The sequence below is a fragment of the Sporolactobacillus nakayamae genome (assembly GCF_900113325.1).
Lineage (GTDB): Bacteria > Bacillota > Bacilli > Bacillales > Sporolactobacillaceae > Sporolactobacillus > Sporolactobacillus nakayamae.
In genome coordinates, this window is the sequence record NZ_FOOY01000011.1 from 93104 (window position 1) to 105890 (window position 12787).

Genomic DNA, 12787 nt, shown 5'->3' on the forward strand with positions numbered 1-12787 from the left:
TTCATCACACTTCTTTATAAATCTCAATTTCTTTAATGTCCGGGATCAGGCTGTAGGCCGTCAGCCGATGCTGACCGTCGTAAAGGCAGAGATCCTTGTTGACAATCATCGGCGGCAATTTTCCACCCTCATGTATATAATCAACCATCTGTTTGACGTTATCGGTATGATAGTCATCGTAATTTTCCGGATCGTTTGCCCATTCTTTGTAGGTCACGAGATTCTTTCCATTGTTACTGAACGAGCAAGGCACGTCGTACAGCTTTTCCTTCTCGATCGTGATCAGCTCGAAGCGGTGGTTTTCAGTGCCGAATGCATCGTTCTCAAGATCAGTGTACCGTCCGCAAATTTCTTTTCCAGTTAATAATTCTACCATGCGCAACCCCTTCTTTATGGTTTTCCCAAAACATTCGCGCACGCACGCGAATGATAATAGTTTAAATTTATAATAGATCCATAGATTTTGCAAAGTAAAATTCGACCAGATACCAATTGACAGATCACTATTTTTTGCTAAACTTGACGATAATAGTAAAGGAACGGGGGCACAGGCATGACTGTAGAAAAAGTAAAGGACTATTTTCGGTCGGTAGGTCGGGAAAAAGATATTATTGAACTGGAACTCTCAAGCGCGACGGTTCAGCTGGCGGCGGAGCATCTGCATGTGGAACCGGAACGAATCGCGAAAACACTCGCATTCAGAGGAGAAAATAAAGAGGGCGCGATGCTGGTTGTCGCAGCGGGTGACGCTAAGATTGACAATAAAAAATTTCGTCATGAATTCGGCTTCAAGGCGCATATGCTCTCACCGGACGAGACGCTGGAGCTCGTTGGCCACGCGGTCGGCGGCGTTTGCCCATTTGCTTTAAACCAGGACTGGCCGGTGTTCATGGACGAATCGCTGAAACGATTTGAAACGGTGTTCCCGGCGTGCGGCAGCAGCAATTCCGCGATCGAGTTGACAATTGATGATCTGTACACATTGGGTAATGGAAAGTCATGGGTCGATGTCTGCAAAGGTTGGCAAGACGAGCCGGAAGCCTGACACTTAGAACTTAAGTCGTACACATGCATAGAACGTCGGACGGTTTCTCAATCGCCGGCGTTTTTCTATACTATAAAGGAAGAAAAATTTTTCGATGAGACGGTTGGCACAGCCATTGATGATAAAAACGAGGAGGCGGTTTTTATGAAAAGGTTCGTGATTGTATTAGCCATCGTGGTCGCTGCCTATATGGTCTTCGTCAATCCAATTCATTTGCCCGGGCTGCCCTTTGGCAAGCAGAAAAGTTCGGCGACAGTGACGGAGCAGGTGAACCAGATGGATATAAAGGTCGGAAGTATCAAAACTGAGGTGGTACTTGGCAGCGGCAATCGGGTGCACGCGAAGCTGCGCGGCAAAGGGAGTGTCTCGGTTCAGCGGTCGGGTAACTCGATTCAGGTGAAGACGCACCGGCAATTCACTTTTTTCTCATGGTGGGATCGCTCCAAGGTAACGATTACGATTCCCCGTTCGTACGCGGGGGAACTCAGCCTCGATGTCGGATCGGGGATGCTAGAATTTGATGATGAGGCAAACTATCGCGAATTAGCGGTGAACATAGCATCAGGATCTGCAAACCTGAGTGGGATTTCCGCCGACTTTGCTCAAATCGACGTGCATTCCGGCAACTTAAGAATCGATACGTTAAAGACACCGTCTGCAAGAATTGATCTGCGCTCCGGCAATTTAAATGTCACCAATTTCTCTGGAGCGTTCACCGCGCACGTGCATTCCGGTAATTTGGAGATGGAGGTTGCCAAATTAAGTGGATCGGTAAAGGCAACAGTCAACTCGGGCTCCGCCAGTTTTGACCTGCCGAATAACGCCGGCTTCCGTCTTAACGGAAAGACGAGCAGCGGATTGATTCGCTGCACCTTGCCGCTTAAGGAAAAGCAATCCGGCAACGGTACGATCAGCGGTATCCATGGTTCGGGAAAAGCTACGTTTGACGCGGCGGTGAACAGCGGTTTGCTGCGTATCTATTAAGCTTCCCGGCTCAATTAAGAGTAAATCATAATGCTTACACGAATAAAATTTTCATGATATGATAAATAAGTTGCCCGGTGCTGATGATCGGTGAATCACAATCAGCATTGTCAATCATGAACATTTTAGAAAGAAGTGTTGGAATGAGTATTATGGAAGAAAATAGAATCCAGGTGCACCGCAATCTCAATGTGGTGCCGATTGTTCTTGTTTTGGTTTTCGGCGGTTTTATAACGATTTTAAATCAAACCTTGCTGGTTACGGCACTTCCAAGTATCATGCATGACTTGAATTTGACGTCGGTCATGGTGCAATGGATTCAAACTGTATTCTTGCTTGTCAACGGAATCATGATTCCAATAACGGCCTTTCTCGAGGGAAGGTTCACCACACGCGCTCTGTTTTTATCGGCGATGGGATCGTTTACTGTTGGCACGCTTGTATGCCTGGTCTCAAACAATTTTGCTTTGCTGATTATCGGACGTATCATTCAGGCGATGGGCGCGGGGATTATGATGCCGCTGATGATGACGATTATGTTCATCATTTTTCCGATTGAGAAACGCGGCTCGGTCATGGGCATCTTCGGACTTGTGATCGGGTTCGCGCCGGCGATTGGACCGACCTTGTCCGGCTGGCTGATTAATCATTATTCATGGCGCATCCTATTCTATGTTGTGCTTCCGGTTGCGCTGCTCGATTTTATTCTCGCCTTTTTCATTTTGAAAAATGTGACTAAGCGTACTTATCCGAAGCTGGATATTCTGTCGATCGTTCTCTCAACACTCGGTTTTGGCGGCTTGCTGTACGGTTCGAGTATTGCCGGCAGCCACGGTTGGGACGATCCCGAAGTGCTGCTGACGCTCGTACTTGGCGCTGTTGCACTCACGGCGTTCATTATCAGGCAGCTTCGCCTTGAGCAGCCGATTTTGGAATTTAAGGTGTTCCGCTACCCGATTTTCACCTTGACAACGGCAATCGGGATGCTCTGTTTTACGGCATTTATTGCCGGCGCGACGATGCTGCCGATCTACATGCAGACGATGCTCGGTTTCTCGCCGCTCAAGTCCGGTCTGATGCTGCTGCCCGGAGCAATTGTGATGGGCATCATGTCGCCGATCACCGGACGCATTTTCGATAAAATCGGCGCGCGCGGCCTGGCAATCACCGGTCTCAGTATTGTACTTCTGACGACCTTGCTGCTGTGCCGACTCGATGCTGCAACATCGTTCGCGTATTTAGCGTTGGTGAATGTGGCGCGAATGTTCGGCCTGTCAATGGTCTTGATGCCGACAACGACAGCCGGTTTGAACCAGCTGCCGCATCATATGATTCCGCACGGCACAGCGATGAACAATACCATGCGTCAGGTTGCCGGGTCAATCGGAACGGCACTGCTGTTCACCGTCATGGCGTCAACTGCGCTCGACCCGCATAAATATGGCGTCGACGGGCTGATTCGCGGCGTCAACGCGGCCTTCTTTGTCGCCGCGCTGATTATTTTAGTGGCATTGATTCTCGCACTTTTCGTGAAAAAACCAGCTACTAATTAAAATGAATCCTCCCCGTACCGGATATGAACGGTATAGGGAGGATTTTTTTTGCTCTTTATTTGGCTAGCGGTTCGTGCATGGACTCGGCATTTTCGTGCATTGGATCATGGATTTCGTGCATTGACCCGGCATTTTCGTGCATTGGATCACGGATTTCGTGCATGGACCAACTAATTTCGTGCATGGGCTCGGTTCTGGCTTGTGGTTCGTGCATTGACCTGGCATTTTCGTGCATTGGATCATGGATTTCGTGCATAGACCGATCAATCACGTGCATGGACTCGGTTCTGTCTAGCATTCGTGCATTGATCCGTCATTTTCGTGCATTGGATCATGGATTTCGTGCATAGACCGATCAGTCTTGTGCATGGACTCGCTTCTGGCTTGTGGTTCGTGCATTGATCCGGAGTTTTCGTGCATTGGATCACGGATTTCGTGCATGGACCGATCAGTCTCGTGCATAGACCAAACTCACGATGAAGTTTATCGCTTCGGTTGACCTTTTTCATCATTAGAATATTTTTTTATATGGTGAGCTGAAGCTTTCTCTTCATAGCCGATCGTCTCTCTGCATACATCTAGTATGAAAATCTGCAGAGAGGAGTTGTGCGGCGATGAGCGATGAAAACATGGACGGCGGCAAAGTATTTTTCAATCCGGAATGGCTGCGCACGCAAATTTTTGAAACGATCCGCTTTTATGATCCGCAATGTATCGATCAGGTGAGCGGCGGCTATTATCATTGTTACCTCGACGATGGCACGATCTGCGATTACGAAACCAAATCACTTGTCGGGACCGCTCGCTTCATTTATATATTCAGCGTGGGGACGATGCTTGGCGGCCCGCGGCATTGGAAAACGATGGCGGAACATGGGCTGCGTTTTCTTGAAGAGGTTTTTCACGACCAGGAATATGGCGGCTACTATTGGCAAGCGGAAAAGCGCGCGCCCACCGATACCGGAAAATATGCGTACGGCCAAGCCTTTGTTCTGCGCGCGCTCGCGACAGCAGCGAAGGCGGGCATTGGCAAGGCGCGCCCGCTCATCGACGAACTCGTGCAGACGCTGCAAAAGCATCTTTGGGACGATGCGCATCAACTTTATCTCGATGCGAAAAGCCGCGACTGGAGCGCATCCGATCCGTATCACGGCCAAAATGCCAACATGCAGATGTGTGAAGCGATGATCGCCGCCTTTGAAGCGACTGGTGAACGCGCCTTTTTGCACAGGGTACGCGCGCTTGCGCACTCCGTAACTGTCACACTCGCGGATCAAACGGGCGGGCTCATTTGGGAGCAGTACGATCCGGAGTGGCGGCCGGACTGGAGGCAGCACGCCGGAGATCAGAATAATGAATTTCGACCATTCGGATTCGTGTTTGGTCATTCGATTGAATGGAGCAAGCTGTTGATGAAGCTGCACGACTTTACGCGCGAGCCGTGGCTCGTTGACCGTGCTGTTTTTCTCTACCGCACCGCGTGGAAAGCCGCATCCGACCCGATATATGGCGGTCTTTATTTTTCGATGGCAGCCGATGGACGCATTTTTGATCACTATAAATACTATTGGGTAATGGCCGAAGCACTCGGCGCCTCCGCGCGTCTCGCCGGCGGCGCACCGGACGCGGCGTTTTATCTGAAGCACTATCGGGAGCTTTTCTCCTACTGCTGGGCACACTTCATCGATCATCGCTATGGCGCGTGGTATCCGAAGCTCGGGCGCGCGAATCTCCGCGTCATCTATGAAAAAAGCCCGCTTACGAAAGCGGACGACCACCCGATCGCCAACTATTACGAGGCGATGCATGTATTCGGAAACTCATTTCCAGACGCGTTTCAATTTGAATAGTTCTTGCATGTAGCCCCACACAGAAACCGGTGACATGATTAGTTGATAGCACAAGATAAACAGCAGAAACCCAATTTTGTTTTTACGGACGCTGAGTCCCAATTTTTTAAACACAACATGTTTCTGGTAAAGGTAAAGCGAACCGTAGCTCAAAAAAGTCAGCGGCAGCACAAGTAATGTAGTCAATCCGACGATCCAGTAGATGCCGAAGAATGCTAAAAATAACCCGGGAATCCAGCAGAGCGTGTAGACAATATCCAGATACGGCATCATCAAATTAACGCCGGTCAGGTATTTGGTGAAAAGCCGCGGTTGATGCCATGGCTTAATTTCACCAAGCCCCTCAAGCATGCCGCGTGCCCAACGCGAGCGCTGTTTGGCAAAATGCGGCAGCGTTTCCGGAACATCGGTGAATGCGGCGGCCAGCGGTTCAAAATACACCTTCCACTTTTGACGGAGGAGTCGCCACGTCAACACGATATCCTCGCCGATCGCGTCCGGCCATCCGCCAACCCGGCGAACACAATCTGTTTTGTATAAGCTAAACGCGCCTTGAGCGACAAGTGTGCCTTGGTAAAGCCCTTGCAGACGCTTGATCGACGCAATGCCAAGAAAATAATCCCATTCCTGCATTTTCGTACAAAGCGACGCGCGGCTGTTGCGGACAAGCATCGATCCGGCAACCGCACACACGTCACTCGGACTGCTTTTCATTCGCGCCATCAGATAGCGCACCGCCGATGGATGGAGCAAAGTGTCCGCATCCAAAGTGATGACGTAAGGCGTGGTCACGTGCCGCAGCCCCTTATTCAACGCGTGAAATTTCCCCGGTGTTTGCTCATGCAGAATGGTCACGTCAAGATCAAACGTATTTGCCGCGCGCGCAATCTCGCCGTCGGTATCGTCGTTCGAATGATTGTTGATAACAACCACGCGCAGATATTCTTTATAATCCTGATTTGCAACATAGTTCAAGGTGTTAAAAATGGACGCTTCTTCATTGTGAGCCGCAATAAGTATGGTGACCGGTTCAGTAGGAAATGCGTGCTTCAACTTCGGCTGTCGGTCGATCAGCAGACTGATCATTAAAAAGGCATTCATATATCCGGGAACATAAGCAATCCCGCCAATAATTATGATCGCAACAGGATAGGTGACAATAGAAGAAAAATCTTCGAGCCAAGGAATAGAGAGATAGATAGAGAAAAGGAACCATCCAAAAGCAAAAGCATGGCTGGTCCAGAATTTAATGGACACGCTGACATAGAATCTATGAGACAACCTTTTCGGTTCAAGAGGAGTTAAACTTGGATACATCGAATCCTCCTAAAAGTTATCGTCTAGTCGTATCGTTTCTGATACGTGACCATTATATGAAGGTTCTTGCATGCGGATCAAGAATCAAAAATTACCACAGGATTACTGGAAACCGTACAATAATAGAGAAAAAAGAATGGCGATGCCTTATCTAATATCATACGCCGCTTTATTAAGTAAGGGCCGGAAGTCGCAGAATCTATTATTTTCCGTGTAAAATGCTGCCAATGGCACTTTTAATGGATTAATGAATTGATTTTGTAAACTGTATCTATTATAATTACACTAATCTCCTAAAAGGGGAATCATAGAATGAACAGTCAGTATACCATTGCCGTTCACTGCTTGATTGTGCTCGCGAAGACGCCGGATCATGTCTGGAACAGCGAGTCGCTCTCACAGAAGGTGCACGCGCATCCGGCCCGAATTCGCAAGATTATGAGTAGTTTGCGCAAAAACGGGCTCGTCGAAACAAAAGAAGGACTGGGCGGCGGCTATCGAATGGGCTGCGATCCACGCGCCTGCACACTGGCGCGAATCTATCAATCAATTTCATGCGAGCCCTTGAAACTCAGTTGGTGTGCCACCGGTTGCGCGCAAGATCCGGAATTTGACCGCATCCGCTCGGTGATGGATTTCGCGTTTACCGGCGCGGAACGAGGACTTGAAGAATATCTTGATCATTGGTCGATCGATTCGCTGATCAAGCGAACCGAACAGTCGGTCACGCAGGAACCGGAGACGATGGCTGCCGGAATTAACGAACAAATGAATGCACATATAAAAAAGATCGGTGGTGAAGGTTAATGCAACAAGAATCCAGATGGAAAAAAGGCGATTGGGTAAAAGGAAGAACGGTGAATGGCGAGCTCATGCATGGGTTCGTCGTTGACTACAACCACGAAGAAGGAACCGTCAAAATTCACGTTGTTGCTTGCGACCGCGAATCAACGGTCGGCAGAGTGATCGAAACACTCGGCTACCTGATCAAACCGTTCCCAGATATGGAACTGAACGGTCAGCAATTACGCAGTATGGCGGATATCGCGCTTATTACATCAGATCGCGACTGGTTCATGAATCTCTCTGCGCAATTGTCCGAGCGCGGCAGCGAAACAACCAGCGATGACCTGACACCGGCAAGTCCATGGTACTGGTCGGCGCAACACTAATAAATCAATGAATAGGAAAAGGTGCGTGCGCGCACCTTTTTTTCGTTATTTAAGGTGAGTATTTGTGTTGAGTAAATTTCTTTTCTCTGATTCGAATCTGTGAGAAAATAAATAGGACAGGGAGGTCGAACGATATGATTCATGCATTGAATGACACAGTAAAATTGAACAATGGATTAGCCATGCCGGGATTCGGACTGGGTGTTTGGAAGGTCAAGGACGGTGAGGAAGTGATCCATTCGGTTCGTTCCGCGCTGAATGCCGGTTATACAATGATCGATACGGCGGCCATCTACCGCAACGAGGCCGGTGTCGGCGAGGCATTGCGTCAATCCGGACTGAAGCGGGACGATGTGTTCGTGACGACTAAAGTGTGGAACGCCGATCAAGGCTACGATTCCACGTTGGCCGCGTTCGAGACGAGTATGAAGAAGCTCGGGATCGAAACGGTTGATCTGTATCTGATTCATTGGCCGACCGCCGGAAAATACAAGGAAACATGGAAGGCTATGGAAAGATTATATAAAGAGGGCAGGGCACGCGCGATCGGCGTCTGCAATTTCCACGCGCACCATCTGGAAGACCTGCTGCAGGATGCCGAAATCAAACCGGCTGTCGATCAGGTCGAGCTTCACCCGCTCCTGTCCCAAGTACCGCTGCGCAACTATTGCTATAAAGAAGGCATCGCCGTTGAAGCCTATTCACCACTCGGAAGCGGCGGTTTAATCAACCACCCAGGCCTAAAAGCGATCGGAGATAAATATGGAAAAAGCGCAGCACAAGTCATGCTGCGCTGGAACGTCCAGAGTGACATCATCACGATCCCGCGCTCAACTCAGGAGGCGCATATCATCAGCAACGCCGATATTTTCGACTTCGAACTGTCTCCGGAAGACATCGACACCATCGACGCGTTGAACGAGGATAAACGCTTTGGCGCAGACCCCGACAATTTTGATTTCTAATCGATCACCAAAAAAAGAAGGGCTTGGCGGAATCCCAACCATTTCGCCAAGCCCTTCTTCTGACCTTTGGTGGATTGGCTACAACCACGGGAGTTAGCTACAACTCATGGTGAATTAGCTACAACTCTTGATGAATTAGCTACAACCACGGGAGTTAGCTACAACTTTTCGAAGGTTGGCTACAACTTTTGATGGATTGGCTACAACCTCGAAGGTTAGCTACGACTTTTCGAAGGTTAGCTACGACTCTTGATGGATTAGCTACAACTTTTGATGGATTGGTTACAACTACGGGAGTTGGCTACAACTTTTGGTAAGTTAGCTACAACTCTTGATGGATTGGCTACAACCCCGGAAGTTGGCTACGACTTTTGGTGAATTAGCTACAACTTTTGGGGAATTAGCTACGACTCATGGTGAATTAGCTGCAACTTTTCATCGATGGGTTACAGCTCGATTTATCGTGGGATTAATGGCCATTATCCAGTGAACGAACGGGATCTCCATTAAAAAAGGCGAGCGGATTTCGATTTGATTAGCGACTGATTGGCAAAAGAATGTGAAATTTACTAGCTGGGGAGTTTTGTATAGATGACAAACAGCTCGAAAGGAAAACAAGAGATCAAACGCGGCCCCATAACCGTGGCGCTGATTATCGGCGCGTTTGTCGCGATTCTAAACGAAACATTGCTCAATATCGCGCTATCCGACTTAATCAATTACTTTAATGTGACGCCGACAACGGTTCAATGGCTGACGACCGGCTATCTGCTCGTTATCGGCATCCTGATGCCGGTGACAGCGCTCTTGACCGGCTGGTTTACCACGCGCCAGATGTTCCTTGGCGCGATGACGATTTTTCTGGTCGGAACGGTGCTTTGCGGCTTTGCGCCGAACTTTTCCTTCCTGCTTGCCGGGCGCGTGATCCAGGCCGCCGGCTCCGGTCTTATTTTACCGGTCATGATGAATACGATTTTGTTCATCTATCCTCCTGAAAAAAGAGGCGGCGCTATGGGCCTGATCGGGCTTGTGATTATGTTCGCGCCTGCGCTCGGCCCGACCTTGTCCGGCTTGATCATCGCTTCACTTTCGTGGCGCTGGCTGTTCTATCTCGTCATTCCGCTCGCCGTTTTCTCCATTTTGTTCGCGTCGCGGTTCTTAACCAATGTTTCCGAAGTAACTAAGCCTAAAGTGGATGTATTTTCAGTTGTTCTATCCACGCTCGGGTTCGGCGGACTGGTATACGGTATGGGTTCCGGCGCGGAAGGCGGCTGGCTTAGCCTTGTCTTTCTGATCGTTGGCGTGATCAGTCTGGTACTGTTTGTTTGGCGCCAACTGGTCATCGCGAATCCGATTCTTGACTTTCGCGCATTTAAATATCCAATGTTCACGCTCGCGACGATCATTATGATTCTGGTGATGGTCACGTTGTTCGCGACGATGATTCTGCTCCCGCTTTATCTGCAGCAGGCACTCCTGTTGTCGTCATTTGCGGCCGGGATTGTGCTCCTGCCGGGCGGTTTGATCAACGGTATGCTGTCGCCGGTGATGGGAAAATTGTTCGATAAGTTTGGCCCGCGCCGGCTCGTTACGCCCGGACTGCTGATCATGTGTGTCGTAATCTGGCTGTTCAGCAGGCTGACTGTTGCGGAGACAATGCTGTATATCATCATATTGTACGCCGCGCTGCTGATCGGCATGTCGATGGTGATGATGCCTGTGTCGACAACCGGCTTGAATCAGCTGCCGAAGCGTATGTATCCGCATGGCACGGCGATCATGAACACCTTGCAGCAGGTCGCAGGCGGTATCGGCACTGCCCTGTTTATCGGCATCATGGTGTCCGGTCAACAGGCCTATCTCAGCCAATCCGCCAATCCTAAAGCGCCGTCTCAAATGCTGCAGGCACTCGTCGCCGGCATGAACCACGCCTTTATCGTCGCACTTGCTGTCGGCGTGGTTTCACTGCTGCTCTCATTGTTTTTGAAGCGGACCATTGCTCCGGATGAAGAAGGGTAAAAAGCCGGCTTTTGCGGCATAATGCTTATGAGGTGAGAAAAATGTCCGCATATCTTTATCCGCAAATCATCGGTTTCGCACTCTTTTCGGTAGAACATATAAGCACATTACTCGTCATCATGACGTTAGGGGTCTGCCTGTTTCTTTTCAGGCAGACCCTTTTTACGCGCTATTTTCTTGCGGGGGTTTTGCTGATTGGGGAGCTGGGGTATCAGGTTGGTGTGCTTGTGGCGGGAAAATGGTCGGCGCGCTCGTCGTTGCCGCTTCAGGCGAGTGATGTGGCGGCGCTGCTTGCGGCGGTGATGCTGCTGACTCGGAGCCGGTCGCTTGCGGCAATTTTGTATTTCGCGGGGATCGGCAGTGCGGTTCAGGCGCTGGTGACGCCGGACCTGGGTGCGTCTTTTCCGCAGCTGCATTTTCTGCAATTTTTCGCGACGCATGGGGCGACGGTGCTCGCCTGTCTTTATATGATCGCGGTCGAGCACGTGCGGCCGGCGTATCGCTCGCTGTGGTGGGCTGCGCTGTGGATGAATCTGTATGCGGCGCTCATTTTCGTTGTGAACCGGATGCTTGGCGCCAACTATTTGTATTTGATGCGCAAGCCGGGTGTGTCGGTGCTGAACTGGCTCGGTCCGTGGCCGTGGTATCTGCTCTTGGTGGAGGTGCTGATGCTCGTTGAATTTCATTTGCTCTATTGGTTTGTTCGCAGGAGGAAAAAGGGCGACTGCTGTCGAAAATAGACTCTATCACTAGTGGAGGATGATGCCTATTGATTTCGAAAAAATTGCTAATCCCGATGCGGCTGCTCGCTGATCAGGCACTGCTCGAGCATCTGCCGAGCGGCCACCCGGCAAGGGCGTCTATCGAAGCAGATCTCGATAAGCGCAGCTCAGGTTGGATCGGTGAGCAGAATCTCGCTTATTACCTCGATATGTTCGAAATTGCAGATTTTCATGTGTTTTACGGACTCCATTTGGACGACTGTCAAATCGACGTCCTGATTCTCACACCCACGTTTATCTCACTAATTGAAGTGAAAAACTATTCCGGAATTCTTATTTTCACAAGCGAAAAGGGTCAAGTTATTCGCCGAATGGGTGACCGCCGCGACGGTTTTCCAAATTCGCTGTTGCAGGTCGGTCGTCATCGCGAATTGCTTCTTCGCTGGCTCACCGCCCATGGCCTGCCGGCGATTCCAATCGAAGCCGATGTCGTGATCTCAAATCCGAGTACCATTATTGAAAATCCCACACATTCGCGTCGCGTCCAGAACCACGTCTTCCACGCCGAACAGGCACCGCTCAAAATTCAAGCGATGCTTGAAAAACACAGCGGCGGTCGCCGGTATACCCCGTTTCTGCAGCAAATTGAAACCCAACTGTTGCAGGCGCACTCCGATCCATTTACCAATGTTCTGAACACGTTTAACATCCAACCATCCGAGCTGCTGCGCGGTGTCCGCTGCACGCGCTGCCGCAACTACGCTATGCGGCGAATCTACGCAAATTGGCATTGTCCTCATTGTGGCTACAAATCCAAAACTGCGCACGAGTCGATGATTCTCCACTACTTCCTATTAATGGGACAAACCATGACCAACAAACAATGCCGCGAGTTTTTGAATCTAGGAGCAGACCAAAGATTAATCGTAAACCGTCTAATTAAAAAGATGAATCTCACACTCTCAGGAAATGGCCGAGGCAAGGGATTATATTATCTCTCTCCTTCTCATGAACAATTGAGTCAATGCTTAAAAAATACAATTAAATCAAGGCGGAAAAGAAGATAGTATCCTATCAAACAATGAAACTTCAACCGAAGAGAGGAGAAGTCGAACCGAAGAGCGGAAGTCGAACCGAACCATCGAAAAGTCGAACCGAAC

13 protein-coding genes are annotated in these 12787 nt (G+C 49.6%); 11 read left to right on the forward strand and 2 right to left on the reverse strand.

Annotated features, from left to right (window positions below; all coding sequences use genetic code 11):
• Positions 1 to 4 precede the first annotated feature (4 nt).
• On the reverse strand, positions 5 to 376 hold the full coding sequence (locus BM003_RS09070) for a ParB N-terminal domain-containing protein (RefSeq protein ID WP_093672299.1): 372 nt from the start codon (positions 374 to 376) through the stop codon (positions 5 to 7).
• 177 nt (positions 377 to 553) lie between these two features.
• Between BM003_RS09070 and BM003_RS09075 the strand changes: the two genes are divergently transcribed.
• The 5 genes from BM003_RS09075 (at position 554) to BM003_RS09095 (ending at position 5432) form a co-directional block, all read left to right on the forward strand.
• Positions 554 to 1045, forward strand: a complete 492-nt coding sequence (locus BM003_RS09075) for a YbaK/EbsC family protein (protein ID WP_093672301.1) — start codon at positions 554 to 556, stop codon at positions 1043 to 1045.
• A 144-nt stretch (positions 1046 to 1189) separates the two neighbouring features.
• Positions 1190 to 2029, forward strand: coding sequence for a DUF4097 family beta strand repeat-containing protein (locus tag BM003_RS09080; protein WP_093672303.1), 840 nt, complete (start codon positions 1190 to 1192; stop codon positions 2027 to 2029).
• 143 nt (positions 2030 to 2172) lie between these two features.
• Positions 2173 to 3582 (forward strand): DHA2 family efflux MFS transporter permease subunit, encoded by a 1410-nt coding sequence (locus tag BM003_RS09085; protein ID WP_093672368.1) that lies wholly within the window; start codon positions 2173 to 2175, stop codon positions 3580 to 3582.
• Positions 3583 to 3630: 48 nt separating this feature from the next.
• A complete protein-coding gene (locus BM003_RS18105; RefSeq protein WP_281242885.1) occupies positions 3631 to 3756 on the forward strand; it encodes a hypothetical protein in 126 nt (41 codons plus the stop codon).
• A 440-nt stretch (positions 3757 to 4196) separates the two neighbouring features.
• Positions 4197 to 5432: an AGE family epimerase/isomerase gene (locus BM003_RS09095; protein WP_245734175.1), complete on the forward strand. Its 1236-nt coding sequence runs from the start codon at positions 4197 to 4199 to the stop codon at positions 5430 to 5432.
• On the opposite strand, the gene BM003_RS09100 is transcribed toward BM003_RS09095, so the two are convergent.
• A complete protein-coding gene (locus BM003_RS09100) occupies positions 5403 to 6749 on the reverse strand; it encodes a glycosyltransferase family 2 protein (protein WP_093672307.1) in 1347 nt (448 codons plus the stop codon). The two genes, BM003_RS09095 and BM003_RS09100, sit on opposite strands and share 30 nt — an antisense overlap.
• Positions 6750 to 7061: 312 nt before the next feature.
• Here BM003_RS09100 and BM003_RS09105 point away from each other — a divergent pair, with 312 nt between their 5' ends.
• The 6 genes from BM003_RS09105 (at position 7062) to BM003_RS09130 (ending at position 12694) form a co-directional block, all read left to right on the forward strand.
• Positions 7062 to 7556, forward strand: a complete 495-nt coding sequence (locus BM003_RS09105; RefSeq protein WP_093672309.1) for an RrF2 family transcriptional regulator — start codon at positions 7062 to 7064, stop codon at positions 7554 to 7556.
• Positions 7556 to 7921 (forward strand): response regulator, encoded by a 366-nt coding sequence (locus BM003_RS09110; RefSeq protein ID WP_093672311.1) that lies wholly within the window; start codon positions 7556 to 7558, stop codon positions 7919 to 7921. The genes BM003_RS09105 and BM003_RS09110 overlap by 1 nt, the downstream gene beginning before the upstream one ends.
• A 137-nt stretch (positions 7922 to 8058) precedes the next feature.
• Positions 8059 to 8886 (forward strand): aldo/keto reductase, encoded by an 828-nt coding sequence (locus tag BM003_RS09115; protein ID WP_425441044.1) that lies wholly within the window; start codon positions 8059 to 8061, stop codon positions 8884 to 8886.
• Positions 8887 to 9477: 591 nt separating this feature from the next.
• On the forward strand, positions 9478 to 10905 hold the full coding sequence (locus BM003_RS09120; RefSeq protein ID WP_093672315.1) for an MDR family MFS transporter: 1428 nt from the start codon (positions 9478 to 9480) through the stop codon (positions 10903 to 10905).
• A 41-nt stretch (positions 10906 to 10946) separates the two neighbouring features.
• A complete protein-coding gene (locus tag BM003_RS09125) occupies positions 10947 to 11645 on the forward strand; it encodes a YwaF family protein (RefSeq protein ID WP_093672317.1) in 699 nt (232 codons plus the stop codon).
• A gap of 29 nt (positions 11646 to 11674) precedes the next feature.
• Positions 11675 to 12694, forward strand: coding sequence for a nuclease-related domain-containing protein (locus tag BM003_RS09130; RefSeq protein WP_093672319.1), 1020 nt, complete (start codon positions 11675 to 11677; stop codon positions 12692 to 12694).
• Positions 12695 to 12787 lie beyond the last annotated feature (93 nt).

What these genes read in the sequence shown, in the direction of transcription:
- BM003_RS09070 (WP_093672299.1), bottom strand. Translation starts at nt 376, where the DNA reads ATGGTAGAATTATTAACTGGAAAAGAAATTTGCGGACGGTACACTGAT.
- BM003_RS09075 (WP_093672301.1), top strand. Translation starts at nt 554, where the DNA reads ATGACTGTAGAAAAAGTAAAGGACTATTTTCGGTCGGTAGGTCGGGAA.
- BM003_RS09080 (WP_093672303.1), top strand. Translation starts at nt 1,190, where the DNA reads ATGAAAAGGTTCGTGATTGTATTAGCCATCGTGGTCGCTGCCTATATG.
- BM003_RS09085 (WP_093672368.1), top strand. Translation starts at nt 2,173, where the DNA reads ATGAGTATTATGGAAGAAAATAGAATCCAGGTGCACCGCAATCTCAAT.
- BM003_RS09095 (WP_245734175.1), top strand. Translation starts at nt 4,197, where the DNA reads ATGAGCGATGAAAACATGGACGGCGGCAAAGTATTTTTCAATCCGGAA.
- BM003_RS09100 (WP_093672307.1), bottom strand. Translation starts at nt 6,749, where the DNA reads ATGTATCCAAGTTTAACTCCTCTTGAACCGAAAAGGTTGTCTCATAGA.
- BM003_RS09105 (WP_093672309.1), top strand. Translation starts at nt 7,062, where the DNA reads ATGAACAGTCAGTATACCATTGCCGTTCACTGCTTGATTGTGCTCGCG.
- BM003_RS09110 (WP_093672311.1), top strand. Translation starts at nt 7,556, where the DNA reads ATGCAACAAGAATCCAGATGGAAAAAAGGCGATTGGGTAAAAGGAAGA.
- BM003_RS09120 (WP_093672315.1), top strand. Translation starts at nt 9,478, where the DNA reads ATGACAAACAGCTCGAAAGGAAAACAAGAGATCAAACGCGGCCCCATA.
- BM003_RS09125 (WP_093672317.1), top strand. Translation starts at nt 10,947, where the DNA reads ATGTCCGCATATCTTTATCCGCAAATCATCGGTTTCGCACTCTTTTCG.